General features: G+C 65.6%; 18 protein-coding genes and 1 pseudogene. 8 read left to right on the top strand and 11 right to left on the bottom strand.

Features of this window, described 5'->3' with window-relative positions; translation table 11 throughout:
- Positions 1-42 precede the first annotated feature (42 nt).
- Positions 43-294 carry a hypothetical protein gene (locus ACVWWN_RS30925; protein ID WP_457147252.1) on the top strand — a complete coding sequence of 84 codons (252 nt, stop codon included), beginning with the start codon at positions 43-45 and terminating at the stop codon, positions 292-294.
- A 50-nt stretch (positions 295-344) separates the two neighbouring features.
- Complete coding sequence (locus ACVWWN_RS30920) at positions 345-680, top strand: hypothetical protein (RefSeq protein WP_457147251.1); 336 nt, start codon at positions 345-347, stop codon at positions 678-680.
- A 94-nt stretch (positions 681-774) separates the two neighbouring features.
- On the opposite strand, the gene ACVWWN_RS30915 is transcribed toward ACVWWN_RS30920, so the two are convergent.
- Positions 775-1,533 carry a hypothetical protein gene (locus tag ACVWWN_RS30915; protein ID WP_457147250.1) on the bottom strand — a complete coding sequence of 253 codons (759 nt, stop codon included), beginning with the start codon at positions 1,531-1,533 and terminating at the stop codon, positions 775-777.
- A 206-nt stretch (positions 1,534-1,739) separates the two neighbouring features.
- A complete protein-coding gene (locus ACVWWN_RS30910; RefSeq protein WP_457147249.1) occupies positions 1,740-3,512 on the bottom strand; it encodes an ABC transporter ATP-binding protein in 1,773 nt (590 codons plus the stop codon).
- 255 nt (positions 3,513-3,767) lie between these two features.
- Here ACVWWN_RS30910 and ACVWWN_RS30905 point away from each other — a divergent pair, with 255 nt between their 5' ends.
- Together ACVWWN_RS30905 and ACVWWN_RS30900 are read left to right on the top strand one after the other, a co-directional pair.
- Positions 3,768-5,672, top strand: coding sequence for an ABC transporter ATP-binding protein/permease (locus ACVWWN_RS30905; protein ID WP_457147248.1), 1,905 nt, complete (start codon positions 3,768-3,770; stop codon positions 5,670-5,672).
- Between the two features lie 61 nt (positions 5,673-5,733).
- A complete protein-coding gene (locus ACVWWN_RS30900) occupies positions 5,734-6,657 on the top strand; it encodes an NADP-dependent oxidoreductase (RefSeq protein WP_457147247.1) in 924 nt (307 codons plus the stop codon).
- Between the two features lie 17 nt (positions 6,658-6,674).
- On the opposite strand, the gene helR is transcribed toward ACVWWN_RS30900, so the two are convergent.
- Positions 6,675-8,885, bottom strand: a complete 2,211-nt coding sequence (gene helR / locus ACVWWN_RS30895) for an RNA polymerase recycling motor ATPase HelR (RefSeq protein ID WP_457147246.1) — start codon at positions 8,883-8,885, stop codon at positions 6,675-6,677.
- Positions 8,886-9,105: 220 nt separating this feature from the next.
- Between helR and ACVWWN_RS30890 the strand changes: the two genes are divergently transcribed.
- On the top strand, positions 9,106-9,738 hold the full coding sequence (locus tag ACVWWN_RS30890) for a hypothetical protein (RefSeq protein ID WP_457147245.1): 633 nt from the start codon (positions 9,106-9,108) through the stop codon (positions 9,736-9,738).
- 43 nt (positions 9,739-9,781) lie between these two features.
- Here the strand turns inward: ACVWWN_RS30890 and ACVWWN_RS30885 are convergent, their stop codons facing one another.
- Together ACVWWN_RS30885 and ACVWWN_RS30880 are read right to left on the bottom strand one after the other, a co-directional pair.
- A complete protein-coding gene (locus ACVWWN_RS30885) occupies positions 9,782-10,834 on the bottom strand; it encodes a zinc-dependent alcohol dehydrogenase family protein (protein ID WP_457147244.1) in 1,053 nt (350 codons plus the stop codon).
- A 4-nt stretch (positions 10,835-10,838) separates the two neighbouring features.
- Positions 10,839-11,462, bottom strand: coding sequence for a nuclear transport factor 2 family protein (locus tag ACVWWN_RS30880; protein WP_457147243.1), 624 nt, complete (start codon positions 11,460-11,462; stop codon positions 10,839-10,841).
- Positions 11,463-11,492: 30 nt separating this feature from the next.
- Between ACVWWN_RS30880 and ACVWWN_RS30875 the strand changes: the two genes are divergently transcribed.
- On the top strand, positions 11,493-12,800 hold the full coding sequence (locus ACVWWN_RS30875) for a hydroxyacid-oxoacid transhydrogenase (protein WP_457147242.1): 1,308 nt from the start codon (positions 11,493-11,495) through the stop codon (positions 12,798-12,800).
- Positions 12,801-12,911: 111 nt separating this feature from the next.
- On the opposite strand, the gene glsA is transcribed toward ACVWWN_RS30875, so the two are convergent.
- The 4 genes from glsA to ACVWWN_RS30855 all read right to left on the bottom strand — a co-directional run bounded on the left by glsA (position 12,912) and on the right by ACVWWN_RS30855 (position 16,711).
- Positions 12,912-13,910 carry a glutaminase A gene (glsA, locus tag ACVWWN_RS30870; protein ID WP_457147241.1) on the bottom strand — a complete coding sequence of 333 codons (999 nt, stop codon included), beginning with the start codon at positions 13,908-13,910 and terminating at the stop codon, positions 12,912-12,914.
- Between the two features lie 145 nt (positions 13,911-14,055).
- Positions 14,056-14,319 carry a hypothetical protein gene (locus ACVWWN_RS30865; RefSeq protein ID WP_457147240.1) on the bottom strand — a complete coding sequence of 88 codons (264 nt, stop codon included), beginning with the start codon at positions 14,317-14,319 and terminating at the stop codon, positions 14,056-14,058.
- A 104-nt stretch (positions 14,320-14,423) separates the two neighbouring features.
- Positions 14,424-15,218, bottom strand: a complete 795-nt coding sequence (locus ACVWWN_RS30860; protein ID WP_457147239.1) for an SDR family oxidoreductase — start codon at positions 15,216-15,218, stop codon at positions 14,424-14,426.
- Positions 15,219-15,328: 110 nt separating this feature from the next.
- Positions 15,329-16,711, bottom strand: coding sequence for a protein kinase domain-containing protein (locus ACVWWN_RS30855; RefSeq protein ID WP_457147238.1), 1,383 nt, complete (start codon positions 16,709-16,711; stop codon positions 15,329-15,331).
- A gap of 368 nt (positions 16,712-17,079) precedes the next feature.
- Between ACVWWN_RS30855 and ACVWWN_RS30850 the strand changes: the two are divergent.
- Positions 17,080-17,577, top strand: a pseudogene (locus ACVWWN_RS30850) (type 1 glutamine amidotransferase domain-containing protein); the annotation flags it as partial.
- Positions 17,578-17,968: 391 nt separating this feature from the next.
- Positions 17,969-18,331, top strand: coding sequence for a DUF1622 domain-containing protein (locus tag ACVWWN_RS30845; RefSeq protein WP_457147237.1), 363 nt, complete (start codon positions 17,969-17,971; stop codon positions 18,329-18,331).
- A gap of 8 nt (positions 18,332-18,339) precedes the next feature.
- Here the strand turns inward: ACVWWN_RS30845 and ACVWWN_RS30840 are convergent, their stop codons facing one another.
- Together ACVWWN_RS30840 and ACVWWN_RS30835 are read right to left on the bottom strand one after the other, a co-directional pair.
- Positions 18,340-18,828, bottom strand: coding sequence for a universal stress protein (locus tag ACVWWN_RS30840; protein ID WP_457147236.1), 489 nt, complete (start codon positions 18,826-18,828; stop codon positions 18,340-18,342).
- 97 nt (positions 18,829-18,925) lie between these two features.
- Positions 18,926-20,389 carry a DUF4185 domain-containing protein gene (locus tag ACVWWN_RS30835; protein WP_457147235.1) on the bottom strand — a complete coding sequence of 488 codons (1,464 nt, stop codon included), beginning with the start codon at positions 20,387-20,389 and terminating at the stop codon, positions 18,926-18,928.
- Between the last annotated feature and the right edge of the window lie 100 nt (positions 20,390-20,489).

Below are 20,489 nucleotides of genomic sequence, written 5' to 3'. Positions count from 1 at the left end.
CTAAGTCGTTCCTATTCGGTTCAGATGTGCTCTACTGGGCTAATGAAACGGTCGCGGGGCGCGCAGCCGGATCAACCGGCGGACGGCGACATCGCCGTCGGTAGATCGGTGCGTGTCTATCCGGGTACTGATCGTGAGAAAACCGGAGTGATCGTCGAGGACTTCGGGGACGACGTGGGTCAGCCAGTCGACATCGGCCCGGACCACTTCGCCGATCCGGCTCGCCGGTGGGCGGTCACTCTCACAGACGGCACTCTGGTGTTCGTCGACAGCGGTGACCTCGCGCCCACCTGACACGCGCCCCTAGTCTCGTCCCGAAGCAGTGATACCCGAAAGAATGCTGCATGGACAGACTCAGGATCCTCACCATCGTGGGGACCATGATTCTCATCGCGGGGATCGTGGGATTGAACTATCCCGTCGAAGCTGATGTCAGCATGGCTGGTGTGCCCATCCCGTGCGGCACGGCCCTCACGACGAATCTCGAGTCGGCTCGTCAGGTCGACGACTTCTCGAGAATGTTCCCCCAGGCGGGGGGCGGTCCGGGCAGCGACGCGGTCGGCAGCTGTCACTCCAAGCTCTCGGTGCGACGGATGTGGGCGGTACCGGTGGCGGCGCTCGGCATATTGGTGATGGTCATCGCGGTCGTCAATCGGTGCAAGCGACCGAGCCTCGGCTAGGGATAAACGCCATCGCCGCCCCCACCTGTTCGATGGGGGCGGCGATGCATGTATCAAAGGCGCTGGTGCGCAGCCTGAAATAGGCAGCCGTTGATCAGAAGGGTTGGTTCGGGCCGCCTTCGGTGGGGTTGTCGAAGTCGTCTGTTCCGGAGGCGGTGTGGGCGAGGTCGTGCCCCTCGCCGACTCGAACGCAGCCGGCGGTGCAGTCCTGCATCACCACTGCTTCGCTGCCGCCTTGCACCACCCGCCACCGCCACGCCGTCTGAATGGTGGCCTGGTCGGCGAGCATCGCGTCGCGCTCGCCGACGGTGCAATGCATGGTGCGCGTTGAGCTGTCGCATGTCTCGTGCAGCATTTCGTGCGCGGCGAGGCTCAGCGGGTTGCGGATCAACCGGACACCGAAGCGTTCGATCTTGTCGTGTCCGCGTAACCGCTCGGCCAGGCCGGCCAACACGGCCTCGTCGTCGTCGCTCAACGGAGAGGTGCCGCCGAAGTCGTCGGGCTGTGCGAATTCCATGCCGATCACATCGACATCGTCGCTGACCGAATCGCCGAAGCGGATCGCCGTGGTGCTCAGCGCTTCCTGGCTGAACGTCGACCGCTCGATCGGGGTGGTCTCGGTCCTTCTCGGCGAGCGCAGACTGTGCTCGACGAACACCTCGCCCGGTGCAGGCTCGAAGTGCTTGTGCAGCAACCAGATACCGAAACGCTGCCAGGCGTCGGTCGTCACGAGGTACTGACCGATCTCCTCCAGGCAGGCGCGATCGTCGTCGTGCAGGTCGCCCACGTCGGTGGTGTCCATGTGGGGCAGCGCCTCGTAGTCCTCAACGCCGTGATCTCGCATCAACAGCATCGCTTGTCTCCTTAATTTGGTGTGTGGAGCGATCTCCAAACGGCATTCGACAAGTCGGGATGCTAGCAGTTGTAATCACGTGTACGCCAAGGGCTTTACGTGAACGACAACCTACACGCGCGCAGTTGGGTCAGCTGTTAACCCGCAGTTGGAAACCTGTTCACCCAGTTGCCCTGTTGTGCGCCGATCCTTCGCCCGCGCGCAACTCAAGCCGGCTGCTCGAACTGCAGACGGTGCATCTGGGCGTAGACACCGTCGAGCACCAGCAGTTCCGCGTGCGTGCCCTCCTCGGCCACTCCGCCGTCCTTGATCACGATGATTTTGTCTGTGTCGCGCAGGGTGCTGAGACGGTGGGCGATCGTGATGACTGTGCGGCCTGCCATCAGCCTCTCCAGGGCTTCGATCACTAGGTGCTCGGACTCGGCATCCAGCGCCGCTGTCGGCTCGTCGAGAATCAGAATGGGGTTGTCGCGAATGATCGCGCGAGCAATCCCGATGCGTTGGCGTTGACCGCCGGAAAGCGTTGTGCCGCGGTCGCCGACCAGACTGTCATAGCCGTCGGGCATGCGGTCGATGAACTCGTCGGCGTTGGCGAGTCTGGCGGCGCCGATGACTTCCTCGTCGGTGGCGTCGGGGCGACCGAAGGCGATGTTGTCCCGGATCGTTCCGCGTAGCAGCACCGTGGACTGCAGCACGAAGCCGATCTGGGTGCGGAGCCCGTGAAGCTTGTAGTCGCTGATGTCGACCCCGTCGATCGTGATCCGGCCGCCGACGACGTCTCGGAACCGCGGGATGAGGCTGACCAGGGTGGATTTGCCACTGCCTGTGGGCCCGACGATCCCGACCATCTGCCCCTGACCGATCGAAAAGGAGATGTCGCGCAACACGGGGACAGCGGGGTCGTAGCCGAAAGAGACCTGCTCGAAGGCGATCTCGCCTTTGAAGGACGGCGGATCCAGAGGCATGGGCCGTTCGGGGATCACGACGTCGGCATCGCACACCGTGACCACACGCTGAAATCCGACCGATACCTGGGCCAGGGTGTTGGTCATCTGGGACAGCGAGCGAACCGGCTGGAAGAACCTGGCCATGTAGGCCAGAAACACGGTCAGCGCCCCCGCCGTCATCGTGCCGGCCAGGATGAGCAGCGCACCGCGCCAGAGAACCAGACCGGTGCACACCGCGACCGCGACGCTGACTGTCGGCGACAGCAACGCCGACAATCGGCGGGCCTTGAGCCACGCCGTCACCGTGTCTTTGCTGACCGTGCGGACCCGGCCTTCTTCGTAGTCCTCCCGGGAGTAGGCCTGCACGACCTCGATCGATTGGAGGCCCTCCTGCAGCGTGGCGAGCAGATCGGATTGTTTGGTGCGGACCTCCTGGACGGCCGTCTTCATGGCCTTGTTGACGCGCACCAGAAACCAGATCAGCAGCGGCGCCACCGCCACCGCAATCAGGGCGAAATCCCAACGCAACACGAACATCACGACCACCATTGCGACGAGCGTCAGGGCGTCGGTGAGAATGTTGAGGGTAGAGGTGGAGGCAAAGCTCTGGATCGTCTGAACATCGGTCGTGAGGGTGCTGAGGATGGTGCCGACCCGATTGGTGTCGTAATAGGCGAGGGACAGTTCCTGGAGGTGGTGATAGATCCGCACCCGCAGATCGTTTCCGATGTTTTGTCCAAGCTTCTCGGTCGAGAAGCTGGCGACATAGAACGCGACGCCGCTGACCGCCGCGATCGCCACCGTCGCGACGCCCGCGGCCGCGGCGATGTGGTACTTGGTGGATCCGCCCACCATCGGGAACAACCAGGCGATCCATTGCGGGGGCGGATGGTCTCCGACGACGTTGTCCAGAATGACCTTGAGCGGCCATGGCACCGCCAGGCCCATCACCATCTGCACCAGCGTGGCTGCCAGAATGATTGCCAGGATCCGCCGGTAGGGGCGAAGCAAGTCACGAAGTAGCGGCGGCACAGCGGCGCCTCCCGTTGACGGCAATCTGTTGACAGAGGATGTTCAGCGGAACCGTAGCAGCGGCCGCCCGCCCCTGTGCAGCCGAGATCGCCGCTGCCCCAGGCCGTGCGAACAATTTCCTTAATGTTCAGATCAAGGGTCGATACTGCCACCTGTAGCGAAATCGCCGGCGAACGGACCCTCGGTCCCCAGCGAGCGATACCTTCGCGAGTCCGTTCGTGGTGCCCGCGCGCCACCGCACCGGAGGTGGTCCGATTGGAGAAGTTCAGACCCTCGATCGACTGGGGAAACCAGCTCGCCGCATCGACGTGGTGGACCCTGGAAGCCTGGGCGCTCAGCGCCGCGTGTGTGTTGGTGGCGGCCGTCCTGCTCATCCGCTACACCACGTGGGCGAAACGGTTCTGGCGCGTCACCGGCGAATACTTCACCGGCACAGCAAGTCTGCGGGTGTGGTCCATGCTGGCGGTCTTGCTGCTGTCGGTGATCCTCGAAGTGCGCATCACAGTGTTGCTCAGCTACTACAACAACGACCTTTACTCGGCTCTTCAGGCGGCGTTTCAAGGTGCGGGTGCGCACAACGCGGCGCAGGGCAATTCCGGCATACACGGCTTCTGGGTCGCGATCGGAATCTTCTGCATCCTGGCCGTCATCCATATCGGCCGGATCCTGTTCGACACCTATTTGACCCAGCGTTTCATCATCCGGTGGCGAATCTGGTTGACCGACCGCATGACTGGAGACTGGCTGGCGGGCCGCGCCTACTACCGCGGTCGATTCACCGAACCCACTGTTGACAACCCCGATCAGCGTATTCAGCAGGACATCGACATGTTCACCACCGGCGTCGGCACCGGCCCCAACGTGCCGACGTACTACTCGCAGAGCATGTTGCTCTTCGGGGCGGTCAACTCGGTGGCGTCCGTGGCATCGTTCACAGTGATCCTGTGGCGACTTGCCGGGCCGCTCACAGTGTTTGGGGTGGTAATCCCAAAGGCACTGTTCTGGATCGTCATCGGTTACGTACTGACCGCATCGCTGATCGCATTTCGGATCGGGCACCCGTTGATCCGATTGAGTTTTCGCAACGAGCAGACAAATGCCGCGTTTCGCTACGGGCTGGTGCGACTACGCGATGCCGCGGAGGCGGTCGGGTTCTACCGCGGCGAAAAGGCCGAACGTGAACAACTCGACACGAGGTTTTCGGCCGTCATCTCCAACTATCGGAGCTACGTCCGCCGAACGCTGCGGTTGATCGGCTGGAACTACACGGTGACCGAGACGATTCTGCCATTGCCGTTTCTTCTCCAGGCGCCGCGGCTGTTCGCGGGCTTCATCAGGTTGGGCGACGTGACGCAGTCCGCCGGCGCGTTCGGGAAGATCGAATCGGGCCTGTCGTTCTTCCGGAACGCATACAGCCAGTTCGCGAGCTACAACGCCGCGATCATTCGACTCGACGGACTCGTGGAGGCCAATGAGAGAGCGCGCGAACTGCCGGTGTTGGCCACCGAGCGCAGCCTCGACGGCTCCGTCGAGTTGACCGGGGTGCAGGTGCGCGCACCGTCGGGGGACCGGCTGATCGATTCGCTCGATCTCCGGCTGGAGCGCGGTGAGTCCATGGTCATCACCGGCGCGTCGGGTAGCGGCAAGACCACTCTGTTGCGCAGCCTCGCAGAGTTGTGGCCGTCGGCGACAGGTCTCTGGTCCCGGCCGGCCGAAGACCACGCGACGATGTTCGTATCTCAACTGCCATACCTGCCGCTGGGCGATCTGCGCACGGTGGTGGCCTACCCGGCCGGATCGGGCGACATCGCAGACGAGCGGCTGCGCGAGGTCCTCGCCGGGGTGTCGTTGGCTCATCTGCGAGACCGGCTCGACGAGGGGCGGGACTGGGCGAAAGTGCTTTCACCGGGCGAGCAGCAGCGCATCGCGTTCGCCCGGGTGCTGCTGACCAGACCGCAGGCGGTATTTCTCGACGAAGCCACCTCCGCGCTCGATGAAGGCCTGGAGTTCGCGTTGTACGAGCTGCTACGGACCGAGCTGCCGGACACCATCGTGGTCAGCGTGGGTCACCACAGCTCGATCGAACAACATCACCAACACCACTTGCACCTTTTCGGGCAGGGCGCCTGGCGGTTGGAGCGGCTGGCGACCCAGCACTGACCTGCCAGAGTGGCGGCACGAGCGCGTTTATCGGCGCCTGATGCCGGGGTAGACGGGCGAGATGGTCAAAGCCTTCGGATACAACAGCAATGGTGGGCCGGATGTTCAGGAGTTTCGCGACGTGGAAATGCCGACACCGCTGGCGGGTGAGCTACTCGTCGAGGTTCGCGTCGCCGGCGTCAACCCGGTCGACTGGAAGATCCGCTCCGGGATGATGGGGGCGGCCGCACCCGGCGATCTGCCCGCCGTGTTGGGCTCCGAGGTCTCGGGCGTGGTTCGTGAGGTCGGCAAAGACGTCGACGGCTTCGTGGTCAACGACGAGGTCTTCGGCACCGTTGCCCCCGGTTCCGGCGGCTACGCCGAATACACGCTGGTGCCGGCAAATGCCGCCGCGAAGAAGCCGCCGCAGGTCAGTTTCGCCGATGCCGCCACCCTGGGCGTGGCCGCGGCGACCGCCTACGACGGCGTGACCCAGTTGAAGTTGAACGAAGGCCAGACGCTGTTGATCAACGGGGTCGGCGGGGGAGTCGGAGTCGCCGCCGCCCAGATCGCGCGCGACCTCAACATCAACGTCATCGGGACCGCGAGCGAGGACAAGCGTGAACTCGTCGAATCGCTGGGCGCCACGTTGGTGCCGTACGGAGACGGAGTCGCCGACCGGATCCGTCAACTCCTGCCCGACGGGGTGGACGCGATCTTCGACCTGGCGGGTGGTGACGGACTGAGGGCGGTGGCGGATCTGGTTGCGAACCGCGAGAAACTTATCAGCGCAGGCGATTTCGAGACGACGCCGGAGCTGGGCGGGCATATGATCGAGCGTGATCGCAGCTCCCGAGTGCTCGAGATCGTGGGGCAACTGGTCGCCGACGGCAAGCTCGATCCCCACGTGGAGGACATCCGTCCTCTCGACGATGCAGCGGACGCGATCGCGGCAGTGGAGGCCGGACACGCCAAGGGCAAGGTGGTGATCGAGGTCAGCTCATAGCAGCAGGACGGTTTGCTTCAGCGCGGCCTCTCGGTCTCGACGAGCCCGGTCAGCGCCTGCGGCAACGGTCCCAGGTGCAGGACCCCGAGTCGTTGGGTGGCGCGGGTGAGGGCCACGTACAGTTCGGCCGCACCACGCGGACCGTCGGCGAGGATCCGTTCCGGCTCCACCACCAGAACGGCGTCGAACTCCAGCCCCTTGGTGTGCGACGGTGTCACCGCGCCGGGCACCCCCGGTGGGCCGATTACCACGGCGGTGCCTTCGCGGCCGGCCTCGTCGCGCACGAATTCGTCCATGGCCGTGAATAGTTCGTCCTCGGTGACCTGTCTGGCCCAGGGTTGGACACCGCAGGACCGGACCGATTCCGGTGGTATAACGCCGGGGGCGAACTCGGCAAGCAGCGCCGCGGCGACCGTCATGATTTCCGCCGGTGTGCGGTAGTTCACCGTCAGCGCCCGATAAACCCAACGGTTCGGCACGTAGGGCGCCAGGATCGTGTCCCACGACGTCGCTCCGGCCGCGGAACGCCGTTGGGCCAGATCGCCGACCACCGTGAAGGATCGGCTCGGGCAGCGCCGCATCAACACTCGCCAGTCCATCTCGGACAGTTCCTGGGCCTCGTCGACCACGACGTGGCCGTAGGTCCAGCCCCGGTCTGCGGCGGCGCGCTCGGCGAGTTCACGGTTGTCGCGTTCGGTGAAGCGTTCCGCCAGATCCTCGCCGTAGAGCATGTCCCGGGCCAGCAGCTGGTCCTCGTCGTCCATCAGGTCCTCGCGGTCGACCATGAGATCCAGCACGCCTGCTGCGTATTCGGCTTCGGCCTTGCGCTCGAGTTCTGCGGCTCGATCGGCTGCCTTGTCGCGGCCCAGCAGGTCGACCAATTCGTCGAGCAACGGCACGTCCGACACCGTCCAGGATTCGCCGTCGGCCCGCCACAGCGACTGGTCGGCGCCGGCCGCTCGCAGCCGTTCGGGCGAGGTGTACAGATCGGCCAACAGCCTTTCCGGTGTCAGAGTCGGCCAGAGCTCGTCGAGCGCCGCGCCGAAGGCCTCGTTGTCGCCGAGCTCGTCGATCAGGTCTGCCCGCAGCCGTTCCCAGACGCCGCGGTCCTCCCTGGTCAGCCATCCCCGCCCAATCCGGGCTATTCCGCGTTCCGTCAGCACCCAGGTGATGACGTCGATGAACACCGCGCGGGCGTCGTTGTGCGGCTGCCCGCTCTTGCGCGCCTCATCCCTGGCCCATTCGGCGGTCTCGGCATCGATCCGCACCGTGACGTCCGTCAGCTTGATCGGCAGCGGTTCCACCGGCACCCGCTGCCGGTCGGCGACCGCCGCGGCAAGCACGTCGAGGATCTTCAGTGAGCCCTTCAACCGCGCCACCTCCGGGGTGTCCTCCGCGGTCACGCGCAGACCGGGTGCGAGGTCGCCGGTGGTCATGAACACGACGTCGGTCTCGCCCAGTGACGGCAGAACGTGGCCGATGTGGTCGAGGAACTCCGGGTTGGGCCCGACCACCAGAGCGCCATGGCGTTGCATGCGGTCGCGCTGGGTGTACAGCAGGTACGCGACGCGGTGCAGCGCCACCACCGTCTTGCCGGTGCCCGGGCCACCTTCGATCACCAGTACTCCCCGGTGATCAAGCCGGATTATCTGGTCCTGTTCGGCCTGGATGGTCGCCACGATGTCGCGCATCCCGTCGCCGCGCGGTGCGTTGATCGCCGCCAGCAGGGCGGTGTCGCCCCGATAGGCGGCGTCGTCGTGCTCTGGATCATCAGGGCGGCCGAGGATTTCGTCGGTGAAATCGACCACCTGGCGCCCTCGGGTGCGGAACTGGCGACGTAGGCGCATACCCTCCGGACTCGCCCCGGTGGCGATGTAGAACGCGCGCGCCGCCGGTGCCCGCCAATCGAGCAACAGCGGTTCGTGATCGTTCTCCTCGTCGAGTATGCCGATCCGACCGACATACGATCGGTCGCCGGCGAACGAATCCAACCGACCGAAACACAACCCGCTGTCCGCTACGTCCAACCGCTTCATCCTCGCGGCCAGCGCGCGCACCTCCGCGTCGCGCTCGACGAGTGTCCCGCCGTTCTGGAGATCGACCGGACCCCCCAGTACCGCGTTGTACCTACCCTTCACTCCCGCGCGCTCGGCGTCGAGCCGCGTGTAGAGCCCGGCCAAGTAGTCCCGCTCGGACTGCAATTCCTCGTCGTACCCCTGGGTGGACACATGCTCCTCATGAAGCGACTGACCTGAATCACGCAATTCGCTACTCCCATTCCGTCAGTCCTGGCCGCGGTCCGCAATTTTGCGCCACACCCCGGGCCTTGCCGCAAGCCCCTTGGTGCGCTATACGTTGGAAGTGGAATTGAGTCGTTACTCTTCCACTTGCCGACCACATCTTGGGTGAGTAGCCGATTACGGTACGGCTGTCTGTCAGGCTGTGCCCGTGCAGCTCCTGGTAAGCGCCTTCGCGATAAGCGTCGCGGCTCTGACGTTGGTACTGGCCGCTCGCCGTCTCCTGGTGATGGGCAGTCGACTCGTGATGTCACGGTGGTTCTGGGCCGGGGGCGTGATCGCATTCTCCGCGGGGCCCACCATCAGGCTCGGCGACACGACTGAATACCGGGTCCGCTTCGAGGTCGGCGGTCCAGGGTCCTGCCACAATGTCTCGGTTCATGTTCGCGGTCTCGCCGAAAGCAATGGCGGAGGTCGGCTACCGCCGCATCGGCGAACCACGATGAATGCCGGCGATGATCCGATCGACTTCACATTCACCGTCCTGGACTCCGAATCAGCGTCACGAGCGTGGGTGGTGGTCACGTGGGTACGGCCATATCTGGAGGACGTCGAATCCGAGGCAGTTGCGCGGTGGCTGCACGGCAAGGATCTGTACGAGTGGTTGTGGTACAGCGAGGCCAATCGCCTGGCGCGGATCGGACTTCGGAACTGGGCCCGCAGGCACCAAGGGCGCTCAACGCGGAAGCTGCGCGACCTGGCCATCTTCGGGAGGTGGCGGGTCACCACGGTGAGCAGCGAAATCGAAATGCAGGGCCCCGTCGAGGTGCCGCTGCCCAGATAGGGCAGCCGAACCCGAGAGGTCGGCCACGCCGGCGCGTGGTTGCTCATCCCGATTCAGGCAGCCGGGGGTCGATGAGCGTGACGCCGACGGGACCGGCCGTGTCGAACGACGGCAGGAGTCGCGCACCCTGGGCCAGTCCGACCACGCGCTCGACCAGCGCCTGCGGACGCAGTGCGTCCGCTTCGACGAGACCCATCATGGGGGGATAATCCACGGCGGCCATGCCGTGACTGCCGAGCACATCGAGTTCCCAAGCGATCACCCGGTCCATCGGAACGGCAGGGTGCCCGCCCGCGCTGGGCAGTAGCCCGACCTGCACGTGGCGTCCGCGCCGCCGCAGGCTGTAAATGGCGTCGGCGCAGGTGGCCGGTGAGCCCACCGCATCGACCGCGATATGGCTGCCTCCGCCGGTGAGGTCGTGCACCCGCGCGGCGACATCGAGACTCTCGGCAAGCACAGTGTGCTCGGCACCCAGGCTGCGGGCCAGGTCCAGCGCGGCTGGGGTGCGGTCCACCGCGATCACCCTGGCGCCGAACGCCACGGCGATCTGTACGGCGCTGAGGCCGACACCGCCGACCCCGATGACGGTGACCCACTCGCTGGGTTTCACAGCTGCCCGAGCGCTCAGCGCGCGGTAGGCGGTGGCGAACCGGCAGCCCAGTGCCGCCGCCGCGGCATCGCCAACTGCGTCGGAGACCGCGACCAGGTTGATGTCGGCAGCGTGCAGCGCCACGTACTCCGCGAAGGAGCCCCAGTGCGTGAAGCCCGGCTGGGTCTGGTCCGGACATACCTGGGCCTGACCGGCGAGGCACCAGTGGCATCTACCGCAGCCGCACACGAAGGGGGTGGTGACCCGGTCGCCGACCGTCCAGCGGCGGACGTCGTTGCCGACCGCGGCCACCACGCCGACCAACTCGTGCCCCGGCACGTGGGGGAGCGCCACCCCGTCGTCATGCCCGGCCCAGGCGTGCCAGTCGCTGCGACACAGACCGGTCGCGTGCACCTCCACGACGACACCCGCGGGCGACGGCACCGGATCGGCGACCGACCGGACGTCCACCGGACCACCGAACTCCTCGAAGACCACAGCGCGCATGAGGCTAAGTCTGCTGCGAGTTCAGCAGTGAGAAGAACCGGTATGACGGATCGTTCGCGTCGAGAGCCCCTCGGGGAGTGTCTCGCGTGATCGAGTGGCTCAGGTCCAGCGTCGACGGGTCGTTCACATAGGCGCAGTCGGTGACGATCGCCCGATCCACGAATTTCCAAGCGCCGTTGCGCTTCTCGTACTTGTCGAGATACCGGCCGCCGACCACGACGTCGACTTCTCCATCGCCTGTGACAACGGTGTGAGTCGCGATCGTGTAGATCTCGCCCTCGGAGGTGTATCCGCTGACGGCGAAGTTGACCGCGGTGATGTGATGCAGCATCGACCGGATGTAGGGGCGCGAGACGGCGAGTTGGTTGAGGAAGTCGTCGGCACTACCCGCCGAGAAGCCGCCGTGGGTGTCGACCGCGTCGTGGTGATACAGGTTCCGCAACTGCGCGAGGTCACCGCGGTCGACGGCTCGACAGTAGGCGTGAACGAGTGTGCGCAGGTGGAACTCGTCGAGCATGTTTTGCAGCCCGGTGTCCGTCGAAGCCATCGCGTCGTCACTTTCCATGTCGATACCGCTCACATTCCCGCCGGTGTCCCGGCGTTCCCCGCGCTGCCGTAGCGTGGTCAATGGCTCACCTGCATGCAATGGGGAGGCTCGATGAGTTGCTGTCATTATCAGCCGGCCGGTGATGGACTCGACACGGCATTCACCGTCGACGCATCCAGGATCACCTTCGGTCGAGGTTGCCTCGAGGAACTAGGGGACCGCGCTCGGGCTCTCGGGATGAACCGGGTGGCGTTGTTCTCCGATCCCGATGTGGCCCGGCTGTCGGTCTTCGACACGGCGCAGCGCTCGCTGCGGGCAGCGGGCATCGATGTCATTCCCTATACCGAAGTCCATGTCGAGCCTACGGACGAATCCTTCACTCGAGCAGCAGCATTCGCGACGGAGGTGGCCCCGGACGGTTACGTCTCCGTGGGCGGCGGCTCGGTGATCGATTCGGCCAAGGCGGCCAATCTTTATGCCACCCATCCGGCGGAGTTCTTGTCGTACGTCAACCCGCCTGTCGGCGACGGAACGCCGGTGCCCGGGCCCTTGAAACCGCACATCGCCTGCCCGACGACTTCCGGAACCGGCAGCGAAGTGACCGGTATCGCCATTTTTGATCTGCTGTCGATGTCGGCCAAGACCGGAATCGCCTCTGCCGCATTGCGTCCGAGCGAAGCACTTGTCGATCCTGATTGCACCGACACCCTACCCGCCGAGGTCCTCGCGTGCAGTGGGCTCGACGTGCTGTCGCACGCGTTGGAATCCTTCACCGCGCGACCCTTCGTCCGCCGGTCAGCGCCCGATCGGCCGAGTGCCCGGCCGATGAGCCAGGGCGCCAATCCGTGGAGCGACCTGGGGAGCACGGAGGCCATGCGGTTGCTCGGTCGATATCTGGAACGCGCCGTCAGCGACGCCTCCGACCGCGAAGCGCGTGAGCAGACGATGTGGGCCGCGACCCTCGCCGGCATTGCGTTCGGCAACGCGGGAGTGCACATGCCGCATGCCATGGCGTACGCGGTGGCCGGGCAGGTGCGCGAGTTCCACCCCAGCGGCTACCCGGGGTCCGAACCCCTGGTGCCCCACGGCATGGCGGTAATCCTCAACGCGCCGTCCGTTTTCCGCCACACTGCTGCCACCGATCCGCAACGCCACGTCGAAGCCGCCCGGCACCTCGGCGCGGACGTCGGCGACGTCGGCCCCGAGGACGCGGGCACCGTACTGGCCGAGGATCTCATCCGGCTGATGCACGCAGTGGGCATGCCCAACGGGCTGTCGGCTGTGGGCTATGGCGAGGCGGATTGCACCATCCTCGCCAACGGCGCCTGGCCTCAACAACGGCTCCTGAAGAATGCGCCCATCGACAGCGATAAAGCGTTGTTGGCGAACCTGTTCGAGGGTGCCATCAGCTATTGGTGAGAGGCCGTCCGGCCGACGCATCGGCCTCGTCGGGGTGTTCGTCCCGAAAATCCGCGCGCTGACACATCTGGCGAAGGAGGGCAAGTTCGCCATCGAGAAACATGGGCGAGGTCATCGGGGTGCGTTCACGTCGGATGCGAAGATGTTGAGCCCGAGGACCCGGGACAGGTAGGCGGTGGCGCGTTGGCCCCGAACGCTGGTCCCCGCCGAGTCCAGCCGGGGTGAGAAGACACCGATACCGGCCTTACCCGGCGCCACGGTGACGATGCCTCCGGATACCCCTGACTTACCGGGCAGACCGATCTCGAACAACCATTCGCCGGACCGCTGATAGAAGCCGTTGGCGGCGAGGATCGCCAGGGTGTCCCGGCAGACCAGGGCCGACACCACCTGCTCACCGGTCTGCGGATTCACTCCTCCGTCGGCGAGCGTGGCACCCATGACCGCGAGATCAGCGACGGTCACCCGCAACGCGCACTGCTTCGTGTAGACGTCAACCACAGCGAGCGGATCGAGGTCGATGCGCGCGTAGCTCTCCAGCAGTCGGGCGATCGCACGGTTGCGCTGGTTGGTCCCCGACTCCGATCGGTACACGACGTCGTCGAGTTCCAACGGGCGTCCGGCGAAGCGGGACAGACCGAGGCGGATGTTTCGCCACTGCTCGTCGACGGTGTCTCCGGGCATCAGTGCGGTGGCCGCGATCGCACCGGCGTTCACCATCGGGTTCATCGGGTGCCCGTCGTTGATTTCAATCGCAACAACGGAATTGAAGGCCAGACCGGTGTTGTTTACGCCGATCCGATCCCGCACGACACCGTGGCCGAACGCCTCGCACACGAGCGCGTAGACGAACGCCTTCGATATCGACTGGATCGAGAATTCGACGGTGGTGTCGCCGGCGAGGTGGAGTCCGCCGTCCGTTTCGGCAACGCATACGCCGAACAAGTCCGGGTCCACCTGCGCGAGCACGGGAATGTAATCGGCCACGGTTCCGCCGGTATCCGCCCGGTAGCGCTGATGCGCGGCTTGAACCAGCGACTCGACGTCGTTCCGGCCGGGCAGACGCCCGGTCGAGACCAACTGGGCCACACCTTCGACGTCTAGATCCACCCGTTTCCCCTCTATCGGCTAGCGGCGGACAACTCCGGAAAGCAGACAATGCGTAAGCATAGGAGCGCATCCATCACGGAAGTGCTACCGCGCCGATGACAGAAGGGGCCGCAGATATCTGCGGCCCCTTCTGTACCCCTCAAATTCAGGGCTGCTTGGAGTAGCGCATCAGGAAGGCGACGGACACGAACGCCGTGACCACACCGACCGCGCCCCAGAGCACGAACGGGAAGACCAGCGAGACCGGCGACCAGCCCACGCTGGAGAACGTCGTTGCCGTGTAGAGCAGCCAGCACAGCCGGTAGACGCTCCACAGCGCGGTCAGGCCGGCGGAGATCCCGATCGCGAGGCTGCGGGTGCGGTCGACGCGGTTGACGTGCTCCTGAATGCGGGCAGGGACGATGTTCATTGCTGGGTTCCTTTTCATGGTGCGGCGCCGGGTCGGCCTCGTCATGGCGGTAAGTACATCCAGCGGCGGTGGCTACCGATCCCAATTTTCGTCCGATGACGGTGCTACGCCGTGGTCGCGATGCCGCCGTCGACGGGAACGATCGCGCCGGTGAGGTATGAGCCCGCCCGACTGGCCAGAAACACCGCAATGCCGGCCATGTCGTCGTCGCGCCCGATTCGGCGCAGCGGTGCCGAGGCCACGATGGTCTCCTCGAACGCATCGAGCGTCGCCGCCATCATCTTTGAACGAAACGGGCCCGGCGCGACGGCATTGACCGTGATGTGCCGGGGCCCGAGTTCGCGGGCAAGCATGCGGGTCAGCTGGTGTATCGCGGCCTTGCTGCTGCCATAGGAGTACACGGGGAGCGCAGGGACATGGATTCCGTCGATGCTGCCTACGTTGATGATCCGGGCGGGGTCATCTGCTGTGGCTGCTCGGTCGAGCGCCGGCAATAACGCCTGCACGAGCCAGAACGGCGACTTGAGGTTGAGGTCGAGCACCTTGTCCCATGCCGGGTCCGGGAAGCTCGCCAGCGGTTCGCCCCACGTTGCGCCGGCATTGTTGACGAGCACATGCAGATTTTCCGAGTCGCCGGCGACCAGATCGGCGAGCCGAAGGCATTCCTCGTGTCGAGAGAGATCAGCCGGAATCGCTTTGACATCGCCGAATTCTGACAGTTGCTTTTCGGCGGTTGAGCACGCGTCGGCCTTGCGTGAGCTGATGACCACGCGGGCACCGGCCTGCAGCAACCCGCGCGCCATCATCATGCCGATGCCGCGGGTGCCACCAGTGACCAGCGCATATTTGCCGCTGAGGTCGAAAAGCTCTGTGTGAGTACTGATCTGGTTGTCGGTCATTACGATGGTTCTCCGTGATTGCTCGCATTGATGTGAATCACCTCGTCAAAGTCGACCACAGCCGACTGTGTGGTATGTCCGGACCCCTCGCACCCGAGACCGTCGCCCGCTCAGGCGGGCCCGACCAGATTGCCTCGCCGGATGTCCTCGCGGCACTGCACCCGGGTCTGACCGGTCTCCTGCACGCAGACCTGGACCTGCTGCTCGATACCCGGTGCGTATACGTCGTCGGTAGGCCCGGCGGCGACGGTCGGAGCAGGCACGTCGCTGTTGTATAACGACCACATCATGTCCCCGGTGCTTGGCAGCCGTTGGCAGAACGCGGGCGCACCGCTTGTCGATTGGCCCGCCGCGCCCAGGGTTGCACAGTCGGCGCCGATCAGGACGACCGGAATCGCCGGCGCACCGCCGGTCGCAGGCGGCTTCGCGCTCGCCGGTTTCGCGACAGGTGCCTGTCGATGGCCATCCATGACAAACCAGGCTGCCGCCAGCCCACCAATCACAATCAACCCGATCGCAACAACGGGAATGAGGGCAGCGGCTCGTATCCGCGGCTTCGACCGCGCTGTGGGTCTGGCACTGGGCTGGCGATGACGAGCCGAAGCCGGACGTGCGGCCTCCGTCGCCTCGTCGGCACCAGGTTCGCCGACTATCGGGCCGAGGCTGCGCGCGAGAGCCTCCGCAAAATCCGTGCACGACGCGTAGCGGTCGTCGGGAGACTTGGCGAGCGCCTTGGCCAGCACCGGGTCGAGCCCTGACAGTTCCGGTCGTCGGCGGGCGATCGGCGGCGGCGGCGCAGTGAGGTGCTGGCTGATGACGGCGGCCTGATTGGGGTGCTGAAACAGGGTGGTGCCGGTCAGCAGGTGATAAGTCGATGCCGCCAGGGCGTACTGGTCGGCCCGCCCGTCGAGTGGTTCACCCATCAGCTGTTCTGGTGCGGCGTAGGCAACGGTTCCCACCGTCATACTGGTGCTGGTCAGCCTGTTGGCGTCATCGATCCTGCGGGCAATACCGAAGTCGCCGAGGAGAATTCGCTCTTTGCCGCTCTCTGGCTGTGACAGCAGTATGTTGGCCGGTTTGACGTCACGGTGCAATAGCTGACGTTGGTGGGCGTAGTCCAGGGCGTCGGCGACCGCCGTCACGATCCGGACGACCTCGTCGGGCGGCATCCCCCTGGAGTACCGGTCCTCTTGCAGGCGGGCCACGTCGGTTCCCTCGACATAGTCCATGGTGATCCACAGCTGACCTTCGAACTCACCGCGGTCGTGCACGCCGACGATGTGGGGATGCCACAGAGTCGCCGCGGTGTCCGCTTCACGATCGAAACGCGCGCGGTATTCGTCATCGGTCGTGAACTCGGCCGGCAGCACCTTCAGGGCGTCACGGCGCGGCAACCTCGGGTGCTGAACGAGGTACACCTCGCCCATCGCCCCTGAGCCGAGGCACCGCAGCACGGTGTACTGCGCGAATAGCTGGCCGTCGCCCAGTGGCATAGGCGAATGGTAGCTGCCGACGGTGCGTCATCCGTCCATCCATACGACGGGTCGGGCCATTGCGGCTGCGGTGATGTTGGGATCGATAGCAGGCCGGGGCACTGCTGTCGGGCGGCATTGCCCTGAGCGGGCTCGCGTGGGCCCCGGGAACCGCCTCCGTGTTCGACCCGCAGCCGGATCCGCCCGGGCTGCACACCACCGCTGTCATTCAGCAGCCGGAATCACCTGCGTGCGAGTCGCTTTCACTCCGCAGCCCGAACCGCCGGGCCGGGCGATCGCCGTGCACAATCGGTAGGCGCGTCTCAACGCGTTGGCTGGCCGATGTATCCCGCCGGCGTCGGACGGGCCGGGACGGCATCTCGCATGACATGCTGACGCTCGTGGCCACCGTCCTGAAGCCCATTCCGGACACCGATTTCGACCCGAGCGAGGTCGCGGTCAGCTGGCAGGTGCTGGTCGCGCGCGGGCACGCCGTCGTGTTCAGCACCGAAAGCGGCGGCCGGGCGACTGCCGACGACATCATGCCCACCGGTCGTGGCCTGGACATCTGGTCACCGTTGCCTGGTCTGAGCCGGATGGTCATCGTCGGTCGGGTACTGCGCGCGAATCGCGATGCACGCGACGCCTACCGGCAGATGCTGGCGTCGCCGGAATACCGGCAACCCGCTGCCTGGGCCGATACCGACCTCGACGGTGTCGATGGGCTGCTGCTCCCCGGCGGCCACCGGGCGCGGTGGATGCGCAGCTATATCGAGAGCGAGGCGTTGCAACGCCTCGTCTCCGAGGCTTTCACCCGAGCACTCCTCGTGGCCGCCATCTGCCACGGAGTGCTGCTCGCCGCCCGAACCGTCGATCCCGCGACTGGCCGATCGGTGCTCCATGGCCGTAAGACCACCGCGCTGACATGGGAATTGGAGCGTCGGGCCTGGCGGTTGGTCCGCGTGACGCGATTCTGGGACCCCGGTTACACCGGACCTACGTCGAGGCGGCCCGGTGATCCGTCCGGGTTCATGTCGGTGCAGGCGGAGGTGACCCGGGCGCTGCGAAGTCCCGACGACTTCTGTGACGTCGCAGTGGGTTCCACGGACTGGCGCCTCAAGACTTCGGAATGTTGCGGGACTCCGCGACGAATGGCAGGCCGGCGTTCGTCGTCGTCGACAGCGGCGGCGGCGGGTTCGTGTCGGCGCGCCGGCCCGGCGACACGCACACGTTCGCCGCAACCGTGTCGGCGAACTGTCCGGCGGTTAGCCTCCAGTCGTGGGGTTCATCGAGACCATCGAGACCGTCGGCAAGGTGATCGACGGCGCAGGTGTGGCGATCATCGCGATCGGAGCGGTGGTGGCCGCCGGCATCGCGGTCGGTCACGTGATCCGCAAATCGACTGGCACGTACCGACTTTTTCGCGAGCAGCTCGGGCGGACGATCCTCCTCGGTCTCGAGTTCCTGGTCGCCGCCGACATCATCCGAACGGTGGCTGTCACGCCGGACGCACAAAGTGTCGCCGTACTCGCGGGCATCGTCGCGATCCGCACGTTCCTGAGCTTCTCACTCGAACTCGAGATCACCGGACGCTGGCCGTGGCAGAAGTACCGCTCCGGTGCAGACGTCACGAGGGACTGACGCCGGCCTTACTCGGCGGTGTGGACGATCAGGATGTCGATTCTGGCCTTGCGGGCGACGTCGGCGGGCACCGAGCCCAGTAACCGGCCGGCGACCGAGTCCAGTCCCACATCGCCGACCACGAGCAGGTCGGCGTTGACCTGCTCGACCAGCTTCACCAGCGCGTGGACCGGTGCACCTTCGACCGCCCGCTCCTCGACGTCATGAGCACCGGCGGCCTTCGCCCGGTCGTGCGCCTCTCGCAGGATCGCATAGACGGGAGCGCTCCCATGCAACATGTAGCCCTCGCCGCGGAGGCTGTCGGCGGCGCGGGGGTCGGACACGTGATCGTGCGACGGCGGTCGTGACCAGCCACCCTTTTCGACGGCGGGTATGTGTGCGCTGGCGACGATCAGCTTGGCACCTACTTGCGCGGCGACCGCGCCCGCTCGGTCGACCGCACGCAGCGACGAGTCCGACCCGTCGGTGCCGACCACCACGGTTTTGTAGCCGCTCATGTCGTCTCCCAGCAATCGGTTGCGAGGGCAAGACGACAGTAACGCCTACCGGCTGATTACGGTCGTGATTTTGAAACCCAGCGGCCCATGGCAGCCCCTATGGCAGAACCGTGTGCATCAACATCACGTTGTATGCCGACCACAGAGACAGGTTGAAGTACAGTTCCTTACCCGTCGCCCAGGGATGCAGGAACGGCGCGCAGATGCCGCCGGGTATCTCCGCCGATGTGACGAGCAATTGTTCTGGGCCCCATGGCCCTTGGGGCGCCGATGCAGTCCTCATCACCACGTCGTTGGGGGCATTGCAGTACAGCAGCAGGTATTGCTTGAGGTAGGTATTGAACTGCACCGACAATTCGCCCACCGGTCCGGGGATGACCAGCGTGGCGGCCGCGGGATTGCCCGGCACCCACGATGCGCTGTCGGAGTTCCAGTACTCGTATGTCCTGAGGTCTGGCACCGATGCTGGGGAAATGCGTGCCACGTAGGCCGACCCTCCGCGTCCGGACGGCGTTCCGAACGAGTAGAGGTAAGGGTCGCCGGGCCCAGGTTTGAGGAACGCTCCCTGTTGAAAGTTTTCGTTTCCGGGAACGTACGTGGCGCCCGGGACGCTGTCCGGTCGTGGCGCCCGCACGGAACCCGGGTAGACGCCCCAGTGCTCACCGTTGTCGGGGGACACCGCGATCGCCGAGAAGTTCGTCGTCCATGAGCCGTTGTTGTCCCAGTTCTTGATGGACATGAAGTTGATGTACTGGGCGCTGCCGGCGGCCACGCCGGCTGTCGGGATGATTCCCGTCTCCGTCGGCGCCCATTTGGTGCTGTTGATGATCTGCTTGGAAAGGCCCGGGGCCCACAGCGGCGAACCTGAGTATTGGTTGGAGACAACGCCGTTGGGGACGCTGATCGTCTTGGCCAACGCACCGTCCTGAGTGCGGAACAACGTGTTGTACCGCCATTGCTGACCGTGGACGCTGCAGTAACCGTAGGTGTCCCCGAAGGCCATCAGCACCTGATGAGAGGCGGGATTGCCGTTGTCCCACATGACCCCGAGGTCGGTGCCGGTGATGGCGAAACGTCCGATGGTGTCGTTGGGGCTGTCCGGTCCGGTCACCCAGCCGACGATCGACGTTCCCGGTGGTGCTGCCGGTGCGGGCGGCGCGGCTGCGGCCGGGACGGGCTGAGTGACGTTCGGCGACTGTTGATCAGCCGCCGGGGGAGTGGGCGACGGTGCGACCGCTGCTTGCTGCTGCACCTGCGCCGAGCGTGGCGTGGTCGAGCGCGGCGTGAGTGCGCTGAGAATCGCAGGTAGAAGTCCCAGTTTGGGTTTGGGTGCGTGCTCATTCGCACCCGGCGGCCGGTGTCCTGTCGGTCGGCCGTCGGACGCGCCGGGTAATTCCGGGGTCGCTCCCGCGTTAGTGGCCGCCGGCGGGGTGGCCGCCGCTGCGCCACCTGTGCAAGGCTCGGCGATCGCCGGCGGCGGCGCAATGCCGGCGGCAATGACGAGTCCGAGCGCGGCCGCCGACGCCATCGATACGGAACCGATTCCGCGACGCGGCGACATATCACACCTTCCAGGGGCGGGACGTCGCAACGACGTCGGCATTGGGCTGATGTGACGTTAGTGATCAACGTGGCAGAGTGACCAATGATACCTGGATAGC

The organism is Mycobacterium sp. URHB0021 (assembly GCF_054057895.1).
This window is presented reverse-complemented; position numbering and strand designations above follow the sequence as displayed.

What these genes read in the sequence shown, in the direction of transcription:
- ACVWWN_RS30875 (WP_457147242.1), top strand. Translation starts at nt 11,493, where the DNA reads ATGAGTTGCTGTCATTATCAGCCGGCCGGTGATGGACTCGACACGGCA.
- ACVWWN_RS30855 (WP_457147238.1), bottom strand. Translation starts at nt 16,711, where the DNA reads ATGCCACTGGGCGACGGCCAGCTATTCGCGCAGTACACCGTGCTGCGG.
- ACVWWN_RS30925 (WP_457147252.1), top strand. Translation starts at nt 43, where the DNA reads ATGAAACGGTCGCGGGGCGCGCAGCCGGATCAACCGGCGGACGGCGAC.
- ACVWWN_RS30915 (WP_457147250.1), bottom strand. Translation starts at nt 1,533, where the DNA reads ATGCTGTTGATGCGAGATCACGGCGTTGAGGACTACGAGGCGCTGCCC.
- ACVWWN_RS30835 (WP_457147235.1), bottom strand. Translation starts at nt 20,389, where the DNA reads ATGTCGCCGCGTCGCGGAATCGGTTCCGTATCGATGGCGTCGGCGGCC.
- ACVWWN_RS30865 (WP_457147240.1), bottom strand. Translation starts at nt 14,319, where the DNA reads ATGAACATCGTCCCTGCCCGCATTCAGGAGCACGTCAACCGCGTCGAC.
- ACVWWN_RS30885 (WP_457147244.1), bottom strand. Translation starts at nt 10,834, where the DNA reads ATGCGCGCTGTGGTCTTCGAGGAGTTCGGTGGTCCGGTGGACGTCCGG.
- ACVWWN_RS30840 (WP_457147236.1), bottom strand. Translation starts at nt 18,828, where the DNA reads ATGAGCGGCTACAAAACCGTGGTGGTCGGCACCGACGGGTCGGACTCG.
- ACVWWN_RS30860 (WP_457147239.1), bottom strand. Translation starts at nt 15,218, where the DNA reads ATGACCGACAACCAGATCAGTACTCACACAGAGCTTTTCGACCTCAGC.
- ACVWWN_RS30920 (WP_457147251.1), top strand. Translation starts at nt 345, where the DNA reads ATGGACAGACTCAGGATCCTCACCATCGTGGGGACCATGATTCTCATC.
- ACVWWN_RS30900 (WP_457147247.1), top strand. Translation starts at nt 5,734, where the DNA reads ATGGTCAAAGCCTTCGGATACAACAGCAATGGTGGGCCGGATGTTCAG.